The organism is Bacillus xiapuensis (assembly GCF_002797355.1).
Lineage (GTDB): Bacteria > Bacillota > Bacilli > Bacillales > Domibacillaceae > Bacillus_CE > Bacillus_CE xiapuensis.
The window spans coordinates 152,240-178,423 of sequence record NZ_KZ454939.1 but is presented as its reverse complement, the minus strand read 5'-3'; the positions used below and the strand labels follow the sequence as shown (position 1 = coordinate 178,423).

Here is a 26,184-nt window from a genome sequence, read left to right as displayed (position 1 = left end):
GATTAAAGAAAAACTATATTTCCTTATAACTATCCTCCTTATTTCGTCGTTATAAAATCCTTTTCAGTTAATAACTGGATTAAGAGAGCCCATACTGATCAATCAGAATATTCTTTTAATCAATTTGCCTATTAACTTTATTGAAGAAAACAGGTATAATCCCTTTATAATAAACAATTGTCTTTTATAGGAGGACAGGAGATGAAACGCTTTGGATTACTGCCCAGAATTATTTTGGCGATTGCTTTAGGTATTATCGCGGGCACCTTTGCTCCCGATGGTCTGATAAAAGTATTCGTTACTTTCAATAGTCTGTTTGGGAATTTTCTCAATTTTATCATTCCGTTAATTATTATCGGTTTTATCGCTCCAGGAATCGGGGCCATCGGCAATGGTGCCGGGAAGCTATTGGGCATGACCACTTTAATCGCCTATATTTCAACGATCAGCGCCGGATTATTGGCCTTTTTCACAGCTCAGACAATCTATCCATCCATCTTAGCGAACCAGGCATCAAAGGCATTCGATGATCCTTCAAAAGCCCTGCTGAAAGGTTATTTCACTGTAGAAATGCCGCCAATAATGAGCGTGATGACGGCTCTTTTACTAGCCTTTTCACTCGGGCTTGGGATCGCTGCCATTAAAGGCAGCGTCTTAAAAGATGTGATGAATGAATTCCGCGACATCATCGAGCTGATCATTTCTAAATTGATTATCCCGCTTTTGCCTGTTCATATTTTCGGTATTTTCGCCAATATGACTCAAGGCGGCCAGGTAAGTGCCATTATGAGCGTCTTTGCTAAAGTATTTGTTATGATAATTATTCTTCATATCACCTACTTATTCATCCAGTATTCTGTTGCCGGCTCTATGAGAAAGCAAAATCCGCTGAAAATGGTAAGAAAAATGGCTCCGGCCTACTTTACCGCTCTCGGTACTCAATCGTCTGCTTCCTCTATCCCGGTGACCCTTGAACGCTCGAAAAAAATAGGGGTCAAAGACCGGATTGCCGACTTTTCTGTACCGTTGCTGGCAACCATTCATTTATCTGGAAGCACGATTACATTAGTCAGCTGTGCAATGGCTGTCATGCTTCTTCAGGATCAGGCTTATACGTTCAGCAGCATGCTTCCGTTCATCCTGATGCTGGGAATCACGATGGTCGCAGCTCCCGGCGTTCCAGGCGGCGCCGTCATGGCGGCTACTGGTCTGCTCGGTTCCATGCTGCACTTCGACTCTACGATGATCTCCCTTATGATCGCACTGTACCTCGCCCAAGACAGCTTTGGAACAGCATGCAACGTGACAGGAGATGGAGCAATTACCGCCATCGTTGACAAATTAAATAAATAGATTCTATTAAATGCTTAATAAAACGCCGCGCAAAGATTGCCGGCAGCAGTGCCACAGATGAATCTTTCAGAATGGAAAGCCCCCGAGTCACAGATGGACTCGGGGCTTTTCTTCTTAAAAGTAGACGCTCCATTCATGCGTCTTTTTATCAAATTCATAGTAACCGTCAGGAGCATTCTTGAAATTCACCGCATAATCATCAAACATTTCATCCATGTTAATGTAGTCGCCTACCACCCACACAGGAACCTCGACCTTCGTTCGGCTTTGAATGGTTTTAGACAGCGACACGACCATCCCTTCTTTCATCTCATCCGTAAATGAAGCAATCATTTCTTTCGGAATCGGAGGGAAAGGTGTTCCTTTTCTTAAGGAAAAGAAGGACCGCTCACTTCGAAAGTACCCCAGCTTTAACGAGACCGCAGTTCCCAGCATATGATAAAAATCGGAAACATAGCGGTAATAGATTTTATTAAACCATTCATCGTCCTGAGAAAGGTACGTATAGCGGTTATTAAGCTTATTGTAAAACGGAATACGCAGGTGATGCTTGCAGTGACCTAAATAAAGAAGCTCAGCAATCTCTTGGCCGTCAAGCTCATTTAAACCGTCATAATCTTCAAAATCCATCCAGCAAAAATCTCCGTACTCGGCAATGTCCTCTTTTAGCAGCTTACCGACGTCCTCTGCATCCACATATTCAAAGCGGGTGTGTAGATTGAATTCTGCCCCTTCAAAGCGGTGTTTTAACAGCAGAAGATGATTCAGCTCTTTTGGAAGACTTCTTGCAAATTCCAGGAAATCAATTCCATAAGAAATCGTATATTGATGGGCTGCATTTAAATGAATATAGATAAGTTCCTTCCTATTTACTTGGCGTTTCAAAGCTATGACCTCCGCATCGTCCCAAATTGCATGACTGATCTTACATCTTTTGTTATACTGTCTATTTTAGCAAAATAATTCAGAAAGACGTATGTTAAAATCTAATTAATTCATATTCTTTGCACCATTTTAACCAGATCGTTTTATAATAGATAAGGATTTCTTGTTTTCTTAAAGGAGGGATGCTTATGATGCACAATTTGAATGAAGATCAAATGACATTGCTGATCATTAAAGCTTTAAAGGAAGGAAAAAAACTAGAACTTCAAAAGCTGCTGGATGAGCTCCACCCTTATGATATGGCGGCCATTTATACAAACTTGCCTGAAAAGCACCAAACCCGATATTTACTGCAGCTCAGCATCCCCGTCCTAACGGATATGATTCAAGAGCTTGACAACGAGGATCAGCTGGCTGTCTTAAAGAAAGTCGGGAAAGAGCGCTCCCGTAAAGTGCTGGATGATATGGACAATGATGATCTGGCTTCCCTGCTGGATGATATGTCCCCAGAGAAAATCAAAACGTTTCTTGCCGGTATGAAAAAAGAAGAATCAACCATTGTGGAAAACATGATGACGTATCCTCCTGAAACAGCCGGACGCCTGATGACGAATCGCTTTGTCTGGATTCGGGATTCATATACTGTGCGCGAGGCGGTTGATAAGCTGAAATCATTTGCCGAATATGCAGAAACGATTAATTACCTATATGTTATAGATGAACATAACAAACTCGTGGGAGTCGTTTCATACCGTGATTTATTGATCGCCGATTTGCATGATAAAGTTCAGGATATTATGTATACCCGCGTGATATCTGTGTCGGTTTACACAGACCAGGAAGAAGTAGCTCGACTAATCGAACGATATGATTTCCTTGCGATTCCAGTTGTCGATGAAGAAGGAGTCTTAATGGGGATTGCCACGTTTGATGATATCATTGATGTGGTCATACAAGAAGCCAATGAAGACATCGAGAAGCTATCCGCTACAGGTAAATCGATTGACTTTGATACAAAAGCCGCTGTTGCCGCTTTCCGCCGCCTTCCTTGGCTGATTTTGCTATTGTTTATCGGCCTTGTTTCAGGCAGCATTATTTCCGGCTATGAAGAGACACTTCAAAAAGTAGTGGCCTTAACATTCTTTATGCCAATGATTGCCGGAATGACCGGAAACACCGGCACCCAATCTCTTGCTGTCGTCGTGCGCGGCTTGGCGTCACGGGATATTGACATGAAAACGGTCATAAGCCTTATAGCACGTGAATTCGGCGTCGGATTAATCATCGGGACGATCTGCAGTCTGCTGATATTCCTTATCGCCTTTTTCTGGCAAGGCAGTGCCGTTCTAGGCATTGTCGTCGGTGCATCTCTATTGATGACCTTGATTATCGGCACACTGGCCGGAACGGTAATTCCTCTCATTTTGTACAAGTTAAAAATTGACCCCGCTGTGGCTTCAGGCCCGCTGATTACGACGATTAATGATATTCTGTCATTAATTATTTACTTCACGATCGCTTCTTGGTTTATGCAGCAGCTAATGTAGAAGCGCCTAACGAATCTCGTTGATTTTGGGTTCCTTGCTTTCTTTTTTTAAAATGGAAGTGAGGAGCCCAAAATCAATGACAGATGCACCCGCCTCAGCCGCGCTCTTTTTTTGCTTGAATCCCCTTGCTCTCTTCGTTGAGCAGACGCTTCAAGCGAACGCTAGTGCACCGGCCATTTTTTTAGCTGGCTATCTCCTCTCCCTCGTACGCCAAACACTTTGAATTGATTTTCATCATTTCAGATGATCGGAGTTAGCGCTGTTGTGCAGCAGAAGGATTCCCTGGCAAAGCCCGCTGCCCCAACATCGGACAAACATCGGCTGTTCTTCAACTCCCGCCAACTCAATCCTTAAATCAGCAGCCTGTTTATGATAACAGATAGAATTTAAAGAATTATTAAGACTTTTTACTCTTTTTCTTAAGGTCCTCCCGTTATAATAAGAGAGTGAATGCGTAAGCTACAAAGAAAGACAGAATAATCTGTAGCCGCTGCAGATGAAACCGCATCGATATTCAGGGATGAAAGCCGAAGGAAAGATTGGTAGAATGGAAAAAAAAGCAGTTACAGAACACTTGTGATTTATGTTACTCTATGCTTAAATAAGCAGGAAAAATTCTAGATAATGACGAATATACTAAAAGCAGCTTGGTCGTTATCATAAAGAAATGGAGCCTTTCAATGATTGTATTAGGCATTATTCTCTTCGTTCTTTTCAGCTACACGGTTGGACCTACCGTACTCATCCGCCGGTACGGATTAGGGATTCATAAACAGGGAAAAGGAGAAAACAAAGTGGCACTGACTTTTGACGATGGGCCTGACCCTGTATATACTCCGTTATTACTAGAATTGCTAGATAAATATCATGCAAAAGCTACGTTCTTCGTGGTTGGAGAGAAGGCGCGGGCTTACCCTGATATTATAAAAGAGATAGATGAGAGGGGACATACCATTGGACTTCATAATGACGTCCACATATCCAACTGGCTGCTGCCGCCCTTCTTATTTAAAAAGCAGCTGAAAAGAGCGCAGCAAACGATTTATGAAATAACAGGCGTATGTCCTGTCTTCTATCGACCGCCTTGGGGACATTTCAATTTATTTTCCTTGCAAGCGGCTAAGCCGCTGCAAACGGTCATCTGGACATCAATTCCGGGAGACTGGAAAGAAAAAGTGGGTTCTAAAGAGCTGGCTAAGCGGCTGAAAGATGCTTGCCGAAGCGGAGCCATTATTACCCTTCATGACAGCGGAACGACGCTAGGAGCTGATCTCCATGCACCCGCTAATACGATTGCTGCATTGGAGCTTTTTCTGTCTGAACAGACAGCAACAGAGATTCAGTTCGTCACCGTGCCCGATATCCTTCAACAGACAGATCAAAGCGAGGATTAATATGGATTCACAACTTCTTGATTATTTATCGCAATACGGTTATATCATTTTATTTATTGTAGGATTTTTCGGCATTGTTGGCATACCAGTGCCAGAGGAGAGCCTCTTTGTGTATATTGGCTTATTAGCGAGGGACAACGGGATTCATTTCATTCCCGCCTGGCTGTCAATTGGCGCCGGCGCTGTGACAGGCATGCTGACAAGCTACGCACTGGGCCGGAAAATAGGCAAGCCTCTGCTGAAGCGCTATGGAAAGTATTTAGGGATGAACGAAAGCAAAGTGCAGGGGTTTATTCTGCACTGGGATATGAAAAAGTCTCTATTCATCGGATTCTTTATACCCGGAATCCGGCAGTTTAACCCTTATTTTTCAGGGATCGCCAAGTTTCCTTTACTCTTGTTTTGTCTAATTTCCGTTATAGGATCTTTTATATGGGTATTAGTATATATGTTAGTCGGTTTTATCATCAGTTCTTACATTCATATTCATCCTGTTTACCTAACAATCGTCGGAGCGGTGTTTTTTGTGGGATTCATGATCCAATTACTCGTCAAATGGATCAAAGCGAAAAGAAAAGACACTCACTCTCAACTCTAAAGGAGTTTTAGCTATGAAGATTTTACTACTTCCACTTTTCCGAATGCCTTCAGGTCACCATAAAGCGGCTGAAGCCATCGTTGGCCATTTGTCAAATATCGAAGAAGAGGCTGAAGTTAAAACGATTGATTTTCTGAGCCATTTCCACAGTACGCTGGAAGCTGTAATTTCTAATATATACTTAAAGTGGATCAGTCGGCGTCCCGAATCCTACAGTAAATTTTATAATACATTTATGTATTCGAAAAAAGTGAAAGATAAACGCCTTCCGTCTCTTTGCTTTTGGCATAAATATTTCGAATGGCGGCTGGCGAACTATATTAAACAAGAAAATCCGGATTTCATTATTTGCACTCATTGCTATCCTTCGAAATTGCTGAACAGTCTAAAGCAAAAAGGAAAAGTGAACGTGCCTGTTGTGAATGTATACACCGACTTTTTCTTGAATGATGTGTGGGGAAAAGAGCATATCGACTATCATTTCGTCCCTCATCAAGAGGCAAAGGAACAGCTGATCAAGCAATACGGACTGGAATCGAAGCAGATTTTTGTAACAGGAATTCCTGTCCACCCTTCGTTTTACGAGCAGCAAGACAATCCAAAGGACCGATATATCCTAATCGCTGGCGGCAATAGCGGCCTGGGCCATTTAACATCCCTGCTTGAGCGATTAGCTGCTGAGCCCGGCCATTACTCTTATAAAGTGCTCTGCGGCAACAACAAAAAACTGTATAACTGGATTCTCACTCTTCAGCAAGACAAAATTGAACCCATTGGTTACACGAGCTGCCGCAAGAAAATGAATCAATACTACGAGGAAGCTGCTGCCATTGTTACAAAACCTGGGGGCATTACCATTACCGAAGTGCTTGAGAAATCATTGCCGATCTTCATTCTTGGTGCTTTGCCGGGCCAAGAAGAAATCAATATGCGCTATTTGAAAAAGCATCAATTGATTTATGAATTAAACTTACAAAAGCCTATAGAAGCCCAAATCCGTCAAGTGATTGACAATGAGATGGAGAAAAATAAATGGCTCAAGCGACTGCTTTGTTACCAATTGGAAAAGGATTCCTCAATCGAAAGCAGCTTACTGTCGATGCTGGAAGATAACGAAAGTTCCTATGTCTCGGCAAACAGAAAATCAGCGCCTATCTAGCATTGCATTATCCAACGATAGACATTGATCCACGAAAGCATTAGAAAGAGGCCGTTCATACGAATCGGCCTCTTTCTATTTTGCATCCCCAACAATGAGCGATAGATGGGGTACCGTCAGGAAAATGCGGATTTACAACGTTAAGGAAATTTCAACATTAAAACGTCCGATCATGGAAGTATACTTATTTGTAATTCGGGGCTACTCTTCTTCTTGATACGAACAAGTAGGTAATTAAAATTAAATTAACCACTAAGACGATAATGCTGCCCTCAATTTTATAGATGCCACCTGAGATTAATGAATTTCCTTGAAACGTACTGTCTAAAAGATTTGGATAATCACTAGCCACGGAAATGCCCCCCAATATAATTGCTCCAACTAAATTCCAAATAAAGTGAGCAATTATGGGTGCTATGATTGTTCCTGTATATTCCAATAATAATGTTATAAATACACTCATTGAAACAACATTTAATACTGGTAAAATACCTGCTTCAAATGCTCCACCGTGCATCGAAGTGAATAGTATAGTCGTTAAAACAGTTGCCACTAAAACATTATATTTTCGCTTCCATAATTGATACAAATAGCCTCTAACCAATAATTCTTGCATTACAACATTAAATAATGATGCCAAGATCCAAATCCATATGTAGTCAATATCATTTTGACTCTGTATATTCATTGTTTTTGTAAATAAAAGGACAGCTACCACACTCCCCAACCACAAGATCCCTATTACGATACCTATTAGAGAATTTTTAAAGATTCTTGAAGCTAAGGGAATCTTAACTTTACCTTTTTCCACAACGAAAACGAAAATAACAGAAAGTAAAACAATTACAACAAGTGGTGAAAATTCCCACCATAATCGTAAAAATGCCTGATTATGTGTTTGTATATCAGGCGTAAAAGAAATTAAAATTGCCCATCCAACAAAAAAGATACCTGTTTTTAAAACTGTACATATCAACTTTTTCATTCTTGATTCTGATCCCTCTCTAATTATGATATCAATCATTGGTTTATATATTCCGTGTAATGGACATGAATGGAATACCTAATGATTATTCATTCCTTTCTGACAGCTTTCTATATAATGAAGCCCTAGACAAATTTGATTTACAGTCATACGGAATCGATTATACTTAGTTGGACAAATTTGTTAAGGCCATATAGACTTGATTCAATCTAAGTCAGAGGAGAATCGAGAATGACCGAAAGGAAAAGCAAAGCTTTTTCAAAAGAATTGGTCATAGCTGGGCAAATGTGCCAGCGGATTAAGTCATTGATACACTTATAAACAGTCCCGCCCCCGCCAAGAATGATCACAATATCAACTCTCTCTGCTTCTGAAGGACGTATCGTTTCTTCTCCTGCTTGGCCGATATCCTTTTCAACAAGCTCAGTAATATAATGACGCAGCAGCTCAGAATCATGCTCTATATGCATTCTCCCTAGCTGGGGTCCCGCTTGATCATTATATAAAAACTAAACTTTTCACCGTTCCCTCTCCCATTCCTCTTCTATAAATAATAAAAACACATCTAACCCAATGGCAGATGTTAGGATTATACTATAGTTATATAACTTCTATCTAGTTAGCAGCTTCATTCGTATGTAGTTAGGGCTTAGCGTATTCTGTCTGTCCTTGATAACTTTTTAAAGAGTTCAGTACTTCAATACGGGATTTAGTCTTGGATACTTTTACTCCTAATTGAGCGATCCGGTCTATCATTTTCATTACTTTATCATGATCATTACCCATTTTATACACCTCTTTAAAATTTATTATTCTTCTTTACGTGCGAACTAGAGAATGGTTTCACAAAAGAGTTATTCAAGTACCTTTATCTTTCCCCTTTTTTCAACAAATAATCCTCCAATAAAAAATTGCCGGTTCTTCGGCTCATCCTGTTAAAAAAGCTTACATATAGCATTGCTTTCCTCCCCCGCCCGGCTTTACGCATATTGTGATTAACTGTTGCCGATTAAGGGCGGCTTTCACTTTCTCTTAAAAAAAGGGTGCAGACTTTGTCTGCACCCTTTTCCCCTCTTTATTATCCATGATAGATGGCTTCATCCTGCGGCTGTTTATACTTCTTTATATCCAAATCCTTCGTGACGCGACTGGTAACCACGCCAGCTGTCATACTTCCGCTGACATTGACAGCCGTGCGCGCCATATCAATTAAAGGCTCTATCGATATTAATAAACCTGCCAGCGCCACCGGAAGATTTAACGTAGAAAGAACGAGAATGGCAGCAAATGTTGCTCCTCCGCCTACTCCAGCTACTCCGAACGAGCTGATGGCAACGACGGCAATGACCGTAAAAATAAAGGATGGCGATAAAGGATCAATTCCAACCGTCGGAGCAATCATGACGGCAAGCATCGCCGGGTACACACCGGCACATCCATTTTGGCCGATGGATAATCCAAAGGAGCCCGCGAAGTTTGCGATCCCTTCAGGAACACCGAGCGCATTCTTTTGCGCTTGAATATTAAGCGGCAGTGTTCCAGCACTAGACCGGGAAGAGAAGGCGAATGCTAGAACAGGGAATACTTTTTTCACGTAAGTAACCGGGCTTAAGCCAGAGATTAAAATAATGAGCAAATGAATAATAAATACGACAGCTAGGGCGACATACGATGCGAGCACAAATTCTCCAAGCTTGGCGATCTCTGAAAAATTGCTTGTTGCAACGGTTCTGGCCATAATCGCTAAAACACCATATGGCGTTAAGCGGAGCACGAGTGTCACAATTCTCATGACGATGCTGTATATAGCATCTATTATCTTCTTGAATACCGCAGCTTGTTCAGGCTCTTTTCTCTTGATTCCTAGATAAGCGATTCCCACAAAGGCGGCAAAGATAACAACAGCGATCGTTGATGTTCCCCGCTGTCCTGTAAAGTCAAGAAACGGATTAGCAGGAAGCAGTTCAAGCACTTTCTGCGGGAATGTCTGGCCTTCTATTTCTGAATACTTCTGCTCCATTTCCTGGCCTCTCATCTGCTCGGCCTGGCCTTCATCTATCTGCATCGCTTCAAGACCAAACCCTAATGAAGTGCCGATTCCTACAGCGGCAGCAACCCCTGTTGTTCCCACTAGTATGCCAATAATCAGCATGGAAATTTTCCCTAAGTTGCTCGTGATGGTCATCTTCGTAAATGCGGAAACAATCGAAATAAAAACCAGAGGCATAACGACCATTTGCAGCAGTTTGACATATCCTGTTCCGATAATATCAAACCATGGAACGGATTGCTGCAGCGTCTCAGAATCCAATCCATAAATAAGCTGCAGCCCTAACCCGAAAAGAATTCCAATACCTAAGGCCGTAAAAACACGCTTAGAAAAGGACACGTGCTTCTTTTGCATAACATATAAAACGCCTACTAAGATCAAAAGGGCGGCTATATTTAAAATAATAAGAGCTGATTCCATAATCGATCTCCTCCTTATTGTATTTAAAAGATTATACCAGTAATCCCTATAAGTCAAGTAGGCTTTACGATTAATATGGAGAATCTTCATAGTCAAAAGGTTCGTAAATTGGTACCATAGTAAAGATAGCAAGCAGCATTTTATTTTGAGCAGTTACCGTCATTTCATTTGTCATATTGGAGGATGCTATGGATATTAATATATGGATGTGGCTGGCCTATGCCATCTTATTTTTAAATTTTTCCTTTTCCGCTGTTGTCATTTTTTTAGAAAGACGGGATCCGGCTGCCACTTGGGCTTGGCTGATGGTTTTATTTTTCATTCCGGTGCTGGGTTTTATTCTATATTTAATCTTCGGACAGAATTTGAGCAGACGCCGGTTGTTTGATTGGGCCGATAAGAAGAAGATTGGGATCGAGTTGACGATTCAAAAGCAAATACAGGAGATCGAACAGCAATTATTTCACTTTCGCAATCCTCATACACAAGAGAACGAGGACTTAGTCTATATGTTTTTATGCAATAACGATGCCGTGCTGACGGAGGACAACCGCGTGGATATCTACACAGACGGCAGAGAGAAATTCGAGGCGCTCTTCGATGATATTCAGCGAGCCCAAGATCACATCCACCTTCAATACTATATCTTCCGAATAGATGAGCTTGGCAAAAAGCTGATTCGCCTCTTAATTGAAAAAGCAAAGCAAGGGGTGGAAGTGCGCGTGCTATATGATGAAATGGGATCCCGAGGTGTCCGCAAACGGCATTTCAAGGAATTAATACGCGCTGGTGGGAAAGTGGAGATTTTTTTTCCTTCTAAAATACCGCTTATCAATTTACGGCTGAACTTCCGCAATCATCGCAAGCTCGTCATCATCGACGGAAAGATTGGATATGTTGGGGGATTTAATGTGGGAGATGAATATCTTGGCCTGAACCCTAAATTCGGCTACTGGCGCGATACGCATCTTCGAATTGACGGAACAGCTGTTCACGCCATTCAGACTCGCTTTATCTTAGACTGGAATCAAGCATCGCATAACAATGATATTCATTATGCTGACCGCTTCTTTCCGCAGCGGGACACCGCTCATGATATTTCCATGCAAATTGTAACATGCGGCCCTGATTCTGAATGGGAGCAAATAAAATATGGGTATATTAAACTGATCTCCTCCGCCAAGGAATCCATCTATATTCAAACGCCTTACTTCATTCCTGACGCCAGTCTTCTAGACGCCTTAAGAGTAGCCGCCCTTTGCGGAGTCGATGTCCGCATTATGATTCCCAACAAACCGGATCATCTGTTTGTTTATTGGGCGACCTATTCCCATATCGGAGAACTGCTGAAAGCAGGAGCAAAAGTATACATTTATGAAGCCGGCTTCGTCCATGCCAAAACGATTGTGGTAGACAAGAAGCTAAGCTCCGTAGGTACGGCCAATATTGATGTCCGCAGCTTCCGGCTTAACTTTGAGGTTAATGCATTCATCTATCATTATGAAACCGGCCAAAAGCTCGCCGATATCTTCGAAAGGGATATGAAATTATGTTCCAAGCTCACGCCTGAACGCTATCAAGGCCGCTCGAAATGGATCAAGTTCAAAGAATCCATTTCCCGTTTACTGTCGCCTATTTTGTAGACAATTCCTTCTGAACAGCCAGCAAGAAACCATTTATCCTTCCAATCACTGCACGATCATATCGGATATATGGGATCCGTCCTCCAAGAATGGAGCAAAAAAGCAAACGTCTAAGCGGGAATTCACAGAACCTGAATGCACAATGCAGACAACAAAGGCTAACATGGCAATGCCATGTTAGCCTTTGTTCTTCTTTTCATCAGCAGAGATTTATCCATTTTTACAGAAAGATCAGCTTGCAAGCAGGGGGATCTTTCTGAGGCTTATCCCTTGATTCTCTCCCGTCCTGACTGAAATGCTTTTTTTACTTCTCGGTCTAACATTTCCATCAGCTCAGCGACTGTCTGATGTCTGCTTAATCGCGGGCTTTGACCGCACCAAAGTGATAGAAATTCTCTGTTTTTCAGCTTTCCGGCTTGCTTTCTGATGCCTGATGTCAATGCATTCTGCACAGGGTAAGGCGGCAGGTCATTCTCCATATCCTTCATTTCCATTAAAAAGCGATTGGCAATGCCCCGCGCCGACTTTCCTGAAAAAGCTTTGGTCAGCATGGCCGCTGTTTCATCCGCCGTAAGAATGGCTTCCTTGTGAAGAGGATGGGCGCCGCTCTCCTTTGTCACTAAAAAGGCCGTACCCATCTGCACAGCTGCAGCGCCAAGACATAAAGCAGCTGCCACGCCCTGTCCATTCATGATCCCGCCCGCTGCAATCACCGGGATGGAAACTTCCTGCACAGCTTGCGGGAGCAAAGACATTAAACCGATCAGGCTTTCCGGCTCTTGGAAGCTTCCCCGGTGCCCTCCAGCTTCACTTCCCTGTACAACGACCGCATCCATTCCCAGTTGTTCAACAGCCGCCGCTTCCTCCACGGTCGTTGCCGTACCGATTACTAACGTTTGATTGGCTTTTAATTGCTCGACCACATCGGCTTCAGGCAAGCCAAAAGTGAAGGAACAGACAGGGACTTTTTCCTTTAATACGACAGCCAATTGTTCAGGATAGGCCGATGCGGACGCAACGGAATTGGACCTATCCGCTTCCATGCCCAGCTCCTTTCGATAGGGAGCTAATCGCTTCTTGGCCTTCTCCACTTTTTCAATATCCGCTGCGGGATTTTCAGGAACGAAGAGATTGATGCCAAACGAAGCATCCGTTAACCTTTTCACTTCCCGAATGAATGCTTCTGTCTGTTCTCCAGACAAATAGCCGGCACCGATATTTCCCAGTCCCCCTGCATTCGAAACAGCTGCCACTAATTCGGGTGTGGTCACACCAGCCATCGGCGCTTGCCAAACCGGCAATTTCAATGATAAACCTAGCAATACGATCATCCCCCTCTATTCATCTTGCTAACCACTATCAAAATTGATTACAATTATAGAAAACATTGAATCTCTCATCGCTTAACGGCCTTACAGCTCATTTGCAGCGAGGAAGCTTCCCACCTATTATTAAGACAAAGGAGTCAAGTTATGTCAAAGTCAGAAATTGAATATAAAATTGCTGAATTGAAAATGGATTATATCCGTGTTCAAGGAGACATCGAAAAACTGGAATCAGTTGGGCAAGGGACAACGAAAGCAGAAGAGCAGCTGATCCGCATGGAAAAGGAGCTGCAAGAGCTCAATCACAAGCTGATGCAGCTTGCTTAATCTTCTGGTGCTGATGGAAAGATATGATCGAGCAGATGCTCGATCATATCTTTCAGCGTCACAAAGGCATAGGGCACGTGAAGCCGTTCTGTTCGCTGATGAGCATCGCGGCCCACTGGCCCTAGATTTAATACAGGCACTTGCAGCTGCTTCATCACTTCAATGGGCATGTCGTACGTTTTTCCCCAAACCGGCACATTGCTGGTATACACCTTCATGGATTCTATATCTTCCTTTAAAGAAACATACGATAAATCACAAATTCCATTGAAGTAAGGGACTGTTTGCAGGGCAATGCCATGCATCTGTTTTGTATAAACTTTGACCTCCTCGACCCATTCCATTGTCCTTGCTTCTTGTGAATGCACAGCCGGGTAAAAAGGCGGCGCGAAAAATAAGACAATAAATGGAGCCATTTCTCTGCATTGCTGAGCATACTCATCCACGAGCGCAATCGACAGCTCCCGATCATCTAAATGATCCGCACGCTTGAACACCCTCTCTTCAAGTTCCGCTAGCCGATCCGCAGACAGTGTTTTCTCCGCATGCTCCTTTAACTCGGCAAACGTCAGCACTTTCACTTGAAAAGCGTGAGTATTTGCCGCATTGGCCAGCCGGTCATATACCTGTGCTTTCTCTTGATAGAATTTCCCAATTTTCTCAGCCGCCCGGCTTGCCGCTTCTTTCAGCATCCAAGCCGTTTGTTCAACCGGACGCTTCATCACAAGCAAATTATATAGACTGACTGCCCGATTGGGAATTTGGACAGAGTACTCCCTCTTTAAGTCTCTATGCAGCAAAGCGGTCGGCGGCGGACTCAATTGATCGCCCTCCTGCTCGCAAAAATCAGTATTAAGTTCCACTTCTCCCGCAACTAAAGAGCTCATTAAACTGGCATTTAAACCGAGGAACGGTTCCCCGACATGAGTTTCTTGGCCATAGCAATAGAACCCGGGAAGCATCTTTCCAATCGAGCCTGTATAAATGTAATGATGAGTGTCACCGGGATATAAAGAAAAAATCGGTTCGCTGTTCAAGATTAATTCGTATTGCAGATCATGCTCCTGCGCTAATCTTTGCAGAATCAATACCGCTTCTCTCATGCCAACAGAGCTGACTTCTTCATCAGGCACCGTCAAAAGCAGAAGATTCCCGTTGAACCGTCCATTTACTGCTTGTTCCAGCAAGGATATATGTAAAGCAAGCCCCGCCTTCATATCCATCGTCCCGCGCCCAAACACCCACTCTTCACTGTCTATATCCGCCTGCACAGAAGCGGGATAGGCATCCTTTCTTTCCTTCATGAGCTGGACAAGTGCTTGCGGCTGGAATGCCTCTTTTTGCCATGATCCATAGTCATCGGCGCCGGCTACATCAAAATGGCTGATCAGCACGATCGTTTTTTTCGCAGCTGTTCTTTTAGCCAATGCGGTAATGATTCCTCGGCCATCGGTTGTCGAGTGCAGCTGCAGAAGCTCGGGATGCTTTTGAAAAAAAGCAAGCCGCGAAATTTTTTCTTTAATCACCCCCGCCATTACGTTTTCTTCCAGTGTTCTTGATACACTGGGAACCTCTACAAGCTCGTAAAGTAATTTCACTAGTTGTTCCTTTGACTGATAAAATGTCGTCATGTCTATGCAGCTCTCTTTCCTTTTCTATATTTTAGAATAGTTTCATACTTTTTTGAATATTAAATAATAAAAATAATTAGTTGCTCATAGACGATGCACAGATTTGAAGCAATATGCTATTATTAGCTTAAATAAATTTTCGAAAAATTCATTCATACGGAGAGAGGGATTGTGATGAGTATCTATGAAGAATTAGCCGCCCGGCTAGGGAAAGAAAAAGTAACGGTCAATGAAACCGAATTAGCTCATCATAGCCATGATGAGTCCTATTTCAATCCGGTGCTTCCGGATGTAGTTGTCTATCCAACTTCCGCAGAGGATGTCCAAGCACTCGCTGCCTACGCCAATGAACGAGGCATTCCCATCGTTCCTTTTGGCATTGGCTCCGGGCTTGAAGGACACTCCATTCCTGTTAACAAAGGAATATCGGCAGACTTTTCCCAGATGAATAAAATCATTGATTTGCGGCCGGATGATTTGATGGTCAAAGTCCAGCCGGGCGTCACCAGATTGCAATTGAATCAAGAATTAAAGAAACACGGGCTGTTCTTTCCTGTAGATCCTGGAGCGGATGCCACGATCGGCGGAATGGCTGCCACCAATGCCAGCGGCACACAAGCGGTGCGTTACGGGGTAATGAGAGAACAAATCCTGGACTTGGAAGTCGTTCTTGCTGATGGACGGCTCATACATACCGGAAGCCTGGCTAAGAAATCCTCATCCGGCTACCATTTAAACAGCCTTTTCGCCGGATCGGAAGGAACGCTTGGCCTTTTTACGGAAATCACATTGAAGCTCCATGGCATCCCGGAATCCATTATAGCGGCAAGAGCCTGCTTTTCCTCTGTCCAACAATGTGTAGAAACGGCTGTCTCCATTTTAACAGCCGGCATCCCAATCGCCCGCATGGAGCTGGTCGATGCGCGCTCCATTGCTCAAGTGAATCAATACAGCGGGACGGAATTTCAAGAGATGCCTTCCTTATTCCTTGAGTTTCATGGCAATGAAGCCGGAAACCAGGCGGATGCTGAGTTTGTCCAAGCATTGTGTGAAGAACAGAGCTGCCAGGAATTTATCTTCGAAAAAAACAGTCTAAAAAGAGCGCAGCTATGGAAAGCGCGCCATGATTTATCCTACGCTTTTCGACATAGTGATCCAAAATTGAAAACCATCGGCACCGATGTGTGCGTCCCGATTTCCAAGCTGCCTGAAATGATCGCGTACGCCCGATCCCGCATTGAATTTCACGGTTTGGACGGCGCCGTTCTTGGCCATATTGGGGATGGGAATTTTCACACCCTTACGGTCTTTGATCCAGAGGTGAATGAGCAGGTGACTAAAACCCACTTGTTAAATGAAGAGATTGTGGCGTTTGCTTTAGACCTGGGAGGAAGCTGTACCGGGGAACATGGAGTCGGCATCGGCAAAATGAAATATCAGCAGCAAGAACATGGGGAAGCGCTATCCGTTATGGCCGATATTAAAAAATTGCTGGATCCGAATAATATCCTAAATCCCGGCAAGCTGCTTCCGCTGCAAGCAGCCCATCAATAAAAGAAGCTGTCCCGGCTATGGCTGGGACAGCTTCTTTTAATAATATCTCCATGATTTCTCGTACATTTCAATTAAATTAGGACGAATTAACGTATTAGGCCTTAATTCAATCAGCTGTCCGTTCTCTCCCTCAATCAAGGAATCTTCATCTTTGCCAAATCGTCCGAGAGAAGGCAGCAACTCTGTTGATAAATAGCGGGTTTGTTCGATAATCGGCAGACGATCTAAAGAAATGGGCTGGCGAGAAGCCAGCACGAACCCCCAGCCGCCAAAGCTGGGAATATCCACATGCAAATTAGCCGTCTTTAATCCCGCTGCCGCTATCGTGTGATCGATGGTCCAATAGACTTCTGGCGCAAATACCGGACTAGTCGCCTGCACAGCCATCGCTCCATCTGCCGCTAAATGATTACGCAATAAGGAATAAAACTCAATCGTGTATAATTTATTTAAAGACTCATTATTTGGATCCGGTAAATCCACAATGATCACATCGTAAAACCCGTGTGCCTGTTTCATAAATTGAAATGCATCCTGATGCAAAACGCGGACTTTTTTATTTTGCAGGGAGTGCTGATTCAAACCTGTCAGTAAATGATGTTCATTGGCCAGCTGCACCACAGCCGGATCAAGATCAACAAGCGTAATTTCCTTGGTTTCTTGATACTTCAGCAGTTCCCTGACAGCAAGCCCATCTCCGCCGCCCAGCACTAATACCCGTTCCTGCTTTCCTGCTGCCGCCATCACCGGATGAACGAGTGTTTCATGATAGCGGTGTTCATCGATTGAACTGAATTGCAATTGTCCGTCTAAGTATAAACGCGTGTCCCCTTCTTCTCTCGTCAGCACAATGTTTTGGTAGGGGGTTTGTTCCGAATATACAATCGGGTCTTTATATAACTTTTGTTCAAAGTGAAAAGCCGCTTCCTCTCCAAACAATATGCCGATCAGAATAAGCACGAAGAAGCCGACGCCCGCTCCGAAATGAAACGCAAACCGTTTGAGCTCATGCCGGAACTTCACCGCAATCCAAATGGCGACCGCTATATTGACCGCTGCTACGATAAAAGCGGTTTTGACCAGACCGAAATACGGACGCAGGAGGAACAAGAACAGCAAACCGCCGATCAAACCGCCGGCGTAATCAGAAAACAGCACTTTCGCCGTGCTTTTTCTCAGCGCCACGCCAATTTCGCTGGCCTTGCGGATTAAAACCGGCAGTTCCAGTCCCGTTAATGTACCGACCACCAGAGTGACGCCGTATAAGAATAGAGCGTCTGTGCCTTCAGGCAAATAAGCGGTCACGCCAAACAGCAGAAAAGCGGAGAAGCCTCCGATCAGTCCGACGCCATATTCTATCCAGATAAACGACAGAATTAACTGCTTTGTAATCTTTTCACTGATATACGCTCCTATGCCCATACCGGTTAAAAACAGGGAAATGGTTAAGGTATATTGTTTCACGCCGTCGCCTAGTATGTACGAACCAAGAGCCCCAAAAAGCACTTCAAAAATGATCCCACAAATGGAGACGATGCCAGAAGCCCAGTAAACGCTCTGGCTTTGCTTCAATCGTTGTTGATCAGTCATTTCATTCACCCTTCTTGCCTTCGATCACAATTAACTGATCGAAGCTCCAATCACGCATGCAAGTCCCACGGATACACTGAAGGAAATAATGCCCACAGCTATGTTTCTCTCCTTTAACTGACTTTCCACCGAAAAATGACGAGTCAGCAAATCAAATAGTAAATAAGCAATAATTTGAAGAACGATGCCGTATGCTCCCCAAGCCAATGTTTCAACAATCGTGTCGTTATGGAAAATCGAGAACATTAATATGAGACAAATTCCAATGATTTTGCCGCTGATCGACAAAGCGACAGCCGCATTTCCTTCTTTAATTTCCTGCCAATCCTTATATTTTCTTGTCAGCAGCTCGAACACAATCAGGCCGGCAATGACGACAGCAACGGCAATGGAAAAATAAAGTAATGTCAATAAAAACGGATTCATAGTTCTGCCCCTTTACTTAATGATTATTATTTACCTGCCCCAGGACCGCCGCCCCGGAAGGTAGAACCTCGCCCGGAAGATCCGGATCCCCAGGTTCCGTAGTAGCCGCCGGAAGACCCGTAGCCATTATAGCAATCTGGATTTCTATCAGGGCCGCAGCGATTGCGCTGCTGCTTATCCCAATTATGACCGAACATGTCGCTGAGTATGTGGCCAAGCAGCATCCCTTGGAAAAATCCCGGATGATAATGGTGGCGCACAAACCCTTCAGTAGACACTTCAATTAAACTGCTGTCCTGATGATCAGGATCATCTGTCAAAATAATAAAAAGACGCTTATATAGGAGAACTTGCTTGCCATTGACATATTTCCCCGTTTCCCGGGGTTTCTCCACTTTGGCAAGCTCCTTGGCCAATTCCTTTACTTGCTTGCCCTCTGCTTGATATATATAGGATTCATCCTCATCTGAATCTGGACTTTCCACCACATCAATAAGCGGATACTGTTCTGAAATGTACTCTTCCACCTGGCTGTTACCGCAGCCGGCCAGTAAACCGGAAATGGCTGTCAGCAAAAAGGCTGCTAAAAAAAATTGCATTTTCATGGGGAACACTCCAATAAAAAGGGGAAAGAAATTATTCTTTCCCTAATTTTTTCTTTAAAGCGGCTAGTTCGTCATCAACAGCATTGTCCGACTTTAATGCTTTCAGCTCATCATCTAAGCTGCGGGATGAGGATCGCAAATCTTCCGACGTTTCAGCCTCTGCTTCAAACTGCGTCACTTTTTCTTCCATGCGTTCGAACCCGCGCCGAGACTCATCGCTGCCAACAGAGGACATGGCGCGATTCATTTTCGTTCTTGTTTTTGCAGATTCCGCACGCGCCTTTAACGAATCCTTCTTCAATTTCATTTCCTGGTATTCCTTCTTCATCTCATCCAGTTTCTCTCGTAAGACAGCCGCGTCCTGAGATGCTTGCTCATAGGCAGTGCTCATCGATGAGGCAGTGTTTTCATGAACCTTTTTATCTTCTAGAGCGCGGCGAGCAAGATCCTCACTTCCCGCTTCTAAAGCATCAACGGCTTGCTGCTGCCGCTTTTGTACCATCGCTTGCGCCTCATCCATTTTTTTCTTCAGCATTTTTTCATTGGCTATTTGTTTCGCCACGGCCGTTTCCGCTTCACGAATATCCGCTTCCATCTCCCTCATAAACTGATCGAGCATTTTCACCGGGTCTTCCGCTTTATCCAGCGCTGCATTTAACTCTGAACCGACATATGTTTTGATTCGCTTAAAGAATTGAAACATGCTATTGCCTCCTATTAGCTTCCTGCCAAAATTTTGATTTCATATTCCTCTATTGCATAACCATAGCTCACTTCTACCTCACTGCCCCAAATCTCGACTGATAGAAAATGCTCCTCAGAATTATCCTCAAAATCATAATACTCCATATCCTTGCCATGAACATTTTGGCTGCGTCCTTCCCCTTTAACGAAAGCCGTTCCCTGTTCTGATAAATGATATTGACGGTCTTTATATGCAACAGACTCTGGAATCGGCTGATCCAGCTGCAAATTAGCCCGTTCGTACATGCCAATCTCCAGCTCATCATCCATTTCTACGCTCAGCCACTTTATCTTTCCCTCTCCTTGAAGCTGATAAGCATCCCAGGTATAGCCGCTGTCGTTATAATGCAGCTTGCCAACGACCTGATAATCCTCAAGGTTGTAGGTGACAATATCGCCCACCTGCAAATTTAACACCGTACGCTCTTCAATCTCGTCTTCTTGTTTCTTATTATGAAATAACCTGCTGAAAAAACCCATGCACTCACCTCTCCTTCATGCTAATTCCTCTTATTTCCTCACTCTGCTATACGAATAATTAACGGAAAAGATTCATTAATATGAAAATTTTATCCCATTCTGGAAGGGGCAGTCAATCATTCCTTTTTTGAATCACCCTAGGTTGGATGCCAAATCACCAGCAGCATTTCCTCTTCAGTGAATCGGCCTTGGTATATAGATCATTTTCTTGCGCAAAATAGGCCTGAATTTCTTTAGGAGGTGCAGGGTGAAAGTACGCGAAATTATGTCTATATATGTGGTTTGCTGCGAGCATCTAGATGATTTGGAAACGGCGGCAGGCAAAATGGAATCGCTGGACATCGGAGCGATTCCAGTCGTCGATAACGGACAGCTGACTGGTATGATTTCTCTCGGTGATTTGTCCATTAGAGAGCAGGCCAATGAAAGTGCCGGATCAGCATTAAGCGACATTTCCAAAAGCTTCTGAACAAGAATCCATCTTCCCTGCGTTTAGAGGTTGTGATTAGCAGAAAGAAGGCGAATACTGCTTTCTCCTTCTTTAGAAAAGGGCGGACACCATTGCCAATTGATTTACTCTTAAAATAATAATTCTCCTTGGCTCCCTCATCGCTTCCCTTAATAACTGCTTTAACCATCATAGAACGAACAGCCACCCGTCTTGCGATTACGTTAAACTTGACATGTATAAAATTGCCCCTTCACACAACAGGGTTTCTTTCCTTCCCTGCTGCTGCCGCGCCTTTGTCACCAGCTTTGACTGTTTGTTCCTCACTTGATTTCTGAAGGGGGGGAGTTTTACGGCAGCTTATAGGCAGGATAAACGATTGATGACTTCTCCCGCCCCCTTCCAGATGCAATCCTATTTCCTTTCATACCCCATCGCTTTCAATTCAATCACCCGCTCGACAAAACTGCTAATTAATCAACAAAACTAGTGAAAGGATTTCATCAAGCTGCATGGAAAGGAGTAGTAAAGCAAAAAGCAGAAAGACGATTCTCCCTGTCAGCACCTCTGGAATAATGTAATCGGGGAATGGTCTTCTCGATGTGGAGGGATAAAGAAATGGAACAGGCCTATTTTAGTTCGGAAGTGGCCAAGAGCCTTGGAGTCGGAGCGAGTACTTTACGGAAGTATTCGCTGCTTTTAGAGGAAGCGGGATATCACTTTGATCGGGGCATCAATAATTCCCGCGTATTTTACCAGAAGGATATTATCGCGATACAGCGCCTGGTGCGTGCCATTCAAGAGCAAAACATGTCCATTGAAGCAGCTGTTCAACTGGCCGTAAGCCATCAATCAGAAGCGGAGAAGAAGCGGCCGGCCTCTGCTCCGGAAGAAGCCTCCCATGCAGACACCCTTTTTGAACGAATTGAGCAGCTTGAGGAACAGCAGCAAACGCTCATCGAAGTCAATAAGGAGCTAGTGAAAGAACTGGCGCAGCATCAAAGATGGATGAAAGAAAAAATAGAGACGATTGAGCATCAAAAAGCAGCCATGAGAGACAGGCTGCTGTTAAACGGCTTGCAGCAAGAACAAGTGAGAAGAGAACTGCCTGTGTACCGTCTTTCTTCAATCTTTTCTATATTTAAAAGAAAAAAGAACGAGGCTTCTTTGAATTAGCAGGATTTTGCCGCCTTTTGCCGAATTGAAATTACTATCACAAGTAAAAGGGAGTTTCAGTCATGAAAAAAGCTATATTCTTCGATTTGGATGATACCTTACTAAACGATCGCAAAAGCATCCAAACCGCATTTGATCTCACCTGCAAAGAACTGGAGCAAAAATACGGAATCGATCATCAATTGATTGAGGACTCCGTTAGAGCTGTCGCTCGTGAACAGTATAAAAGCTATTCTTTTTATCCCGTTACCGTAAAAATCGGCATTAATCCTTTTGAGGGGCTGTGGGGAAATTTTGGCGATGTTACCCATCATCAGTTTCGTGAAATGGGGGCATCCATTTTAGATTATCAGCTTCAATCCTGGAAGAAAGGTCTAGAAAGCGTTAATATACAGGGCGCAGAAGAATGGGCAAGAGATCGCTTTCGCGAAGCTCGCCGTTCATCCCCTTTTCTATATGAAGAAACGCCTGACGTGTTAAATCAATTACAAGCGCAAGGCTACCGGCTGCTGCTGCTGACAAACGGCGCACCTTCTCTGCAGCTGGAAAAGCTTACGATGACCCCAGAACTGGTTCCATACTTTGAACATATCGTTATTTCCGGAAACATTGGATTCGGGAAGCCGGATCCGATTATCTTCAAGCACGCCTTACGCTTAATGGACTTATCGCCTCAGGATGTCATCATGGTAGGAGATAACTTGAGCACAGACATTTTAGGCGCCACCCTCACTGGCATGGACTCCGTTTGGATTGATCATGGAGACGGCAAAGAAGTGGAAGGAGCCAAGCCAACCTATGTCATCAAACACCTCAGAGAACTGCCGGAAATCGTTCTTCCTTTAGAAAAAGCATAAACAGAACAATCTCTAACAGCCCAAAGCGCGGATACAGTCCGAACGACTGTATCCGCGCTCTTTTTTATAAGACCTTAGAAAACCGCTAATCGGACTTGGAACGAAGCTTTGGCGAAGGCTCAAGGAGAACAGAAATCTCAGTGTAAAGCCCTATTTTAAAGGATCGGTCAAAAAGACGGATGAAACAGCCATACAAAATACGTTTCTTTCTTTTTAAAAGAGGGTAAATCATCTAAAATCATCCCTATAAAGGAGAGAGCAAAATGAGCAACAGCCTACATACTGAAGCTTCTAAGCTGGATATTAAAATCATAGATGAAAAAGGACGCCTGCCCTTCCAAGAAGTGGATTTCTCTGCAACTTGTGTATATGAAATTTATGATGAAACTCTCAGAACTCCACTTGAAAAAGCAGATACTTTTGAACAATTATTACAGATCCCCTATTCCTGTGAGCTATGGATCGTTCCTGTGACGGAGGAGACGGCTTCAGTCAAAAAATCGATTCATGAAGAAAAAACAAGCGCATTGTTTAGTATCCTGTCTTCCATCAGAAATAAAATGCAGCTGGACCGTACATTCCTTCTCGTTCAAGCGAAAGAATGCAGTGAAGTTCAGAAACAGTTACAGTCGCTCGGTTATACAGCGACCGAGAAGAAAGAGGAAGAGCTTCTTCAAATACAGGTGGAATTTTAAACTTTAAAGGCTTCCAATCGGCTATAAATCGGCAGATTGCGGAGCCTTTTCTATTGATTCATCGCCCTTTAAGATCGTTTATTCCCGTTGCAGCCGGCTGGCGACCTCCTGCACCGCTTCCTCATGCTACAAGATGTTACATGTGTAACAAATGGAGAATAACGGGACTGTCCCAAAAGTCGGTGAAACCGACTTTTGAGGACGGCCCCTGTTTTTTTTCTATTTTTAAGCACAAAAAAATCGCTCTTTCTTGTAAAATGTAAGTAACCAAACCAACACATACAAAAGGAGCGATTTTTTTATGAGCAGCCAAAAGACTACTCCCACAAATTATAACACGGACCAGTTGTCTTTACCACTAGAAACGGAAGAGGTGTCCACGCAAAAAAAGAACTTCCGTTCCAAACCTGTCTTTGTTTCCTATCAAACAGACCAGCTGATGCTTCCGATGGATCTCAGTGACTGGATTCCTGCACACCATGTCTCCCGTTTTATCCATGAGATGATTGAAAACATGCCCGATGAGCTGTTCATCAAGCCTTATAAAGGCGGCGGCCGAAGTGCCTATCACCCCAAAATGATGGTCAAAATTCTTCTTTATGCGTACTCGCAAAAGGTCTATTCCTGCCGAGGAATCGCGAAGATGCTAGACGAAAACCTGCCGATGATTTGGCTCTCTGCCATGCAAAAACCAGATTTCCGTACGATTAACCGTTTCCGCAGCGGGCAGATGAAATCCATGATCGACACGCTGTTCGAGGAAATGATTCTCCTCTTGATTGAAAACCAATATATTTCCATGGAGAACTATTTTCTGGACGGCACAAAGATCGAGGCAAATGCCAATAAATACTCCTTTTCCTGGAAAAAAGCGACGATGAGATTTGAAGCGAAATTAAGAGAGAAGATCAAGGAGACCCTGCACCACATTCAAGAGATTGTGGAGGCAGATGAAGCTTCTATGAGCGAGGAATGCCTGGAGGCGAAAAAAGTCAGCCCTGAACAATTGGCGCAAGTGGAAACGGTTCTGGAAAAGAAAATGGAACAGATAGAGAAAGACGTGGCGCAAGAAGATAGGAAAGAACGCAAGGCTAAGCGCCAAAGCGATCCTTTGTTCAAAAGCTGGCAAAATCCGTAAGCAGGGATTTTATTCCGCGCCTGGTGAAATATAAACAACAAATGGAGACATACGGCGACCGAAACAACTTTTCCAAAACCGATACAGATGCCACGTTTATGAGAATGAAAGAAGATCACATGAAAAACGGACAGCTAAAGCCTGGCTACAATGTGCAGATGGCAACGGAAAACCAATTTGTTTTGTTCTATACCATTCACCAGCGCCCAACGGATACTCGCTGTTTCATTCCGCACATGGAGAAACCGAAAGGCTCTCGCCTGCCGTTTCCGAAAAAAGTGATCGCCGATGCCGGCTATGGAAGCGAAAGCAACTATGTATATGCGACGGAAGAAAAAATGGACTATTTGATTCCTTATAATACCTATTTGAAAGAACAAAAACGCAGGTATAAAAAAGATCGTTTCCAGCCAAGGAACTGGACCTATATAGAAGAAGATGACGTATATGTCTGTCCGAATGACCGCCGCATTCGCTTCAAACGTTATTCCACCCGTACGGATTCTTACGGGATGAAGAGAGATTTTAAAATTTATGAATGTGAGGATTGTACAGACTGCCCGCTGAAAGCCCTATGCACAAAATCGAAAGGGAACCGGCAGATTCATTACAACCCCGTGTACGAAGAAATGAAAGCAAAAGCCAAGAACAGCCTTTGGTCTGACGAGAACACACCGATTTATGCCCGGCGGAAAGTCGAGGTCGAAAGTGCGTTCGGTCATATCAAGGGCAATCGGTCGTTCCGCAGATTTTCCTTGCGGGGGATCGACAAGGTGCGCACGGAAGTTGGGATTGTGGAGGTAGCCCACAACTTCCTGAAAATGGCGGGCCTAGCCCAAACATTTTCAGGAAACCCGCTTACAATGAAAGAACGCGGAGAGAAAAACGAGTTGTTTTTCTCTCCGCGTTCTTATTTTAGGGGCTTATGGGACAGCCCCCCTTTATTTTTAGCTGCTCCCTTTGGCTGCACCATCGAAAAAAACTTTAGATATTTGGTTAGTAAATTGAATGTGCATTCTTCCCTTCCATTCTCTCCAAACTGCCGATGATCCTTTGGCATACAGCGCAAATTCCATAAAATTTCTGTACATATTTTTCTTTATGCTTTCCGAACAGAAAAACCAGTTGTTTATATAATATTAAAGTGATATCAT

General features: G+C 43.6%; 25 protein-coding genes and 1 pseudogene. 14 read left to right on the top strand and 12 right to left on the bottom strand.

From position 1 onward, the window contains the following. Positions 1-201: 201 nt before the first annotated feature. Positions 202-1,353, top strand: a complete 1,152-nt coding sequence (locus tag CEF20_RS00875; RefSeq protein WP_100330084.1) for a dicarboxylate/amino acid:cation symporter — start codon at positions 202-204, stop codon at positions 1,351-1,353. Between the two features lie 114 nt (positions 1,354-1,467). Here the strand turns inward: CEF20_RS00875 and CEF20_RS00870 are convergent, their stop codons facing one another. Further along, complete coding sequence (locus tag CEF20_RS00870; RefSeq protein ID WP_100330083.1) at positions 1,468-2,238, bottom strand: hypothetical protein; 771 nt, start codon at positions 2,236-2,238, stop codon at positions 1,468-1,470. A 188-nt stretch (positions 2,239-2,426) separates the two neighbouring features. Here CEF20_RS00870 and mgtE point away from each other — a divergent pair, with 188 nt between their 5' ends. The 4 genes from mgtE (at position 2,427) to CEF20_RS00850 (ending at position 6,936) form a co-directional block, all read left to right on the top strand. Next, on the top strand, positions 2,427-3,785 hold the full coding sequence (gene mgtE, locus CEF20_RS00865; protein ID WP_100330082.1) for a magnesium transporter: 1,359 nt from the start codon (positions 2,427-2,429) through the stop codon (positions 3,783-3,785). Between the two features lie 680 nt (positions 3,786-4,465). Beyond that, the gene (locus CEF20_RS00860) at positions 4,466-5,179 is read left to right on the top strand and encodes a polysaccharide deacetylase family protein (RefSeq protein ID WP_232713314.1); all 714 of its coding nucleotides are present in this window, start codon (positions 4,466-4,468) and stop codon (positions 5,177-5,179) included. Between the two features lies 1 nt (position 5,180). Next, entirely contained in the window at positions 5,181-5,777 is a 597-nt protein-coding gene (locus tag CEF20_RS00855; RefSeq protein ID WP_157796167.1) for a DedA family protein, read from the top strand. A gap of 13 nt (positions 5,778-5,790) precedes the next feature. Beyond that, entirely contained in the window at positions 5,791-6,936 is a 1,146-nt protein-coding gene (locus CEF20_RS00850) for an MGDG synthase family glycosyltransferase (RefSeq protein ID WP_100330080.1), read from the top strand. 184 nt (positions 6,937-7,120) lie between these two features. Here the strand turns inward: CEF20_RS00850 and CEF20_RS00845 are convergent, their stop codons facing one another. The 4 genes and pseudogenes from CEF20_RS00845 to CEF20_RS00835 form a co-directional block, all read right to left on the bottom strand. Beyond that, on the bottom strand, positions 7,121-7,960 hold the full coding sequence (locus CEF20_RS00845) for a CPBP family intramembrane glutamic endopeptidase (protein ID WP_232713313.1): 840 nt from the start codon (positions 7,958-7,960) through the stop codon (positions 7,121-7,123). 170 nt (positions 7,961-8,130) lie between these two features. Continuing rightward, positions 8,131-8,418 (bottom strand): annotated as a pseudogene (locus CEF20_RS00840) (hypothetical protein); the annotation flags it as partial. 145 nt (positions 8,419-8,563) lie between these two features. Continuing rightward, positions 8,564-8,707 (bottom strand): Lmo0850 family protein, encoded by a 144-nt coding sequence (locus CEF20_RS16455; RefSeq protein WP_157796166.1) that lies wholly within the window; start codon positions 8,705-8,707, stop codon positions 8,564-8,566. Positions 8,708-8,999: 292 nt separating this feature from the next. Beyond that, positions 9,000-10,391 carry an L-cystine transporter gene (locus CEF20_RS00835; protein WP_100330077.1) on the bottom strand — a complete coding sequence of 464 codons (1,392 nt, stop codon included), beginning with the start codon at positions 10,389-10,391 and terminating at the stop codon, positions 9,000-9,002. 188 nt (positions 10,392-10,579) lie between these two features. Here CEF20_RS00835 and cls point away from each other — a divergent pair, with 188 nt between their 5' ends. Then, on the top strand, positions 10,580-12,034 hold the full coding sequence (gene cls, locus CEF20_RS00830) for a cardiolipin synthase (RefSeq protein WP_100330076.1): 1,455 nt from the start codon (positions 10,580-10,582) through the stop codon (positions 12,032-12,034). A gap of 263 nt (positions 12,035-12,297) precedes the next feature. On the opposite strand, the gene CEF20_RS00825 is transcribed toward cls, so the two are convergent. Further along, positions 12,298-13,356, bottom strand: a complete 1,059-nt coding sequence (locus CEF20_RS00825; RefSeq protein WP_269799206.1) for an NAD(P)H-dependent flavin oxidoreductase — start codon at positions 13,354-13,356, stop codon at positions 12,298-12,300. Between the two features lie 150 nt (positions 13,357-13,506). Here CEF20_RS00825 and CEF20_RS00820 point away from each other — a divergent pair, with 150 nt between their 5' ends. Further along, a complete protein-coding gene (locus tag CEF20_RS00820; RefSeq protein ID WP_100330074.1) occupies positions 13,507-13,686 on the top strand; it encodes an SE1832 family protein in 180 nt (59 codons plus the stop codon). Here the strand turns inward: CEF20_RS00820 and CEF20_RS00815 are convergent. Beyond that, positions 13,683-15,317 (bottom strand): M20/M25/M40 family metallo-hydrolase, encoded by a 1,635-nt coding sequence (locus CEF20_RS00815; RefSeq protein ID WP_100330073.1) that lies wholly within the window; start codon positions 15,315-15,317, stop codon positions 13,683-13,685. The genes CEF20_RS00820 and CEF20_RS00815 overlap by 4 nt on opposite strands. A gap of 174 nt (positions 15,318-15,491) precedes the next feature. Here CEF20_RS00815 and CEF20_RS00810 point away from each other — a divergent pair, with 174 nt between their 5' ends. After that, entirely contained in the window at positions 15,492-16,871 is a 1,380-nt protein-coding gene (locus tag CEF20_RS00810; protein ID WP_100330072.1) for an FAD-binding oxidoreductase, read from the top strand. A 36-nt stretch (positions 16,872-16,907) separates the two neighbouring features. Here CEF20_RS00810 and CEF20_RS00805 read toward each other — a convergent pair whose 3' ends face one another. The 5 genes from CEF20_RS00805 to CEF20_RS00785 are packed head-to-tail and all read right to left on the bottom strand — an operon-like array spanning position 16,908 to position 20,716. Further along, on the bottom strand, positions 16,908-18,461 hold the full coding sequence (locus CEF20_RS00805) for a polyamine aminopropyltransferase (protein ID WP_100330071.1): 1,554 nt from the start codon (positions 18,459-18,461) through the stop codon (positions 16,908-16,910). Between the two features lie 30 nt (positions 18,462-18,491). Continuing rightward, complete coding sequence (locus tag CEF20_RS00800) at positions 18,492-18,887, bottom strand: DUF350 domain-containing protein (RefSeq protein ID WP_100330070.1); 396 nt, start codon at positions 18,885-18,887, stop codon at positions 18,492-18,494. Between the two features lie 26 nt (positions 18,888-18,913). Beyond that, entirely contained in the window at positions 18,914-19,492 is a 579-nt protein-coding gene (locus CEF20_RS00795; protein WP_100330069.1) for a DUF4247 domain-containing protein, read from the bottom strand. A gap of 31 nt (positions 19,493-19,523) precedes the next feature. Further along, entirely contained in the window at positions 19,524-20,195 is a 672-nt protein-coding gene (locus CEF20_RS00790; protein ID WP_100330068.1) for a PspA/IM30 family protein, read from the bottom strand. Positions 20,196-20,209: 14 nt separating this feature from the next. Further along, the gene (locus CEF20_RS00785) at positions 20,210-20,716 is read right to left on the bottom strand and encodes a DUF4178 domain-containing protein (RefSeq protein WP_100330067.1); all 507 of its coding nucleotides are present in this window, start codon (positions 20,714-20,716) and stop codon (positions 20,210-20,212) included. A gap of 247 nt (positions 20,717-20,963) precedes the next feature. Here CEF20_RS00785 and CEF20_RS17250 point away from each other — a divergent pair, with 247 nt between their 5' ends. The 6 genes from CEF20_RS17250 to CEF20_RS00755 all read left to right on the top strand — a co-directional run bounded on the left by CEF20_RS17250 (position 20,964) and on the right by CEF20_RS00755 (position 26,079). After that, on the top strand, positions 20,964-21,185 hold the full coding sequence (locus CEF20_RS17250) for a CBS domain-containing protein (RefSeq protein WP_408607774.1): 222 nt from the start codon (positions 20,964-20,966) through the stop codon (positions 21,183-21,185). A 597-nt stretch (positions 21,186-21,782) separates the two neighbouring features. Next, a complete protein-coding gene (locus tag CEF20_RS00775) occupies positions 21,783-22,340 on the top strand; it encodes a helix-turn-helix domain-containing protein (RefSeq protein WP_100330066.1) in 558 nt (185 codons plus the stop codon). Positions 22,341-22,402: 62 nt separating this feature from the next. Beyond that, positions 22,403-23,197, top strand: coding sequence for an HAD family hydrolase (locus CEF20_RS00770; protein ID WP_100330065.1), 795 nt, complete (start codon positions 22,403-22,405; stop codon positions 23,195-23,197). Between the two features lie 263 nt (positions 23,198-23,460). Beyond that, positions 23,461-23,892 carry a hypothetical protein gene (locus tag CEF20_RS00765; RefSeq protein WP_100330064.1) on the top strand — a complete coding sequence of 144 codons (432 nt, stop codon included), beginning with the start codon at positions 23,461-23,463 and terminating at the stop codon, positions 23,890-23,892. A gap of 301 nt (positions 23,893-24,193) precedes the next feature. Beyond that, a complete protein-coding gene (locus CEF20_RS00760) occupies positions 24,194-25,030 on the top strand; it encodes a transposase (protein WP_100330063.1) in 837 nt (278 codons plus the stop codon). Positions 25,031-25,053: 23 nt separating this feature from the next. After that, positions 25,054-26,079, top strand: coding sequence for a transposase (locus tag CEF20_RS00755; protein WP_157796165.1), 1,026 nt, complete (start codon positions 25,054-25,056; stop codon positions 26,077-26,079). Positions 26,080-26,184: the final 105 nt, after the last annotated feature.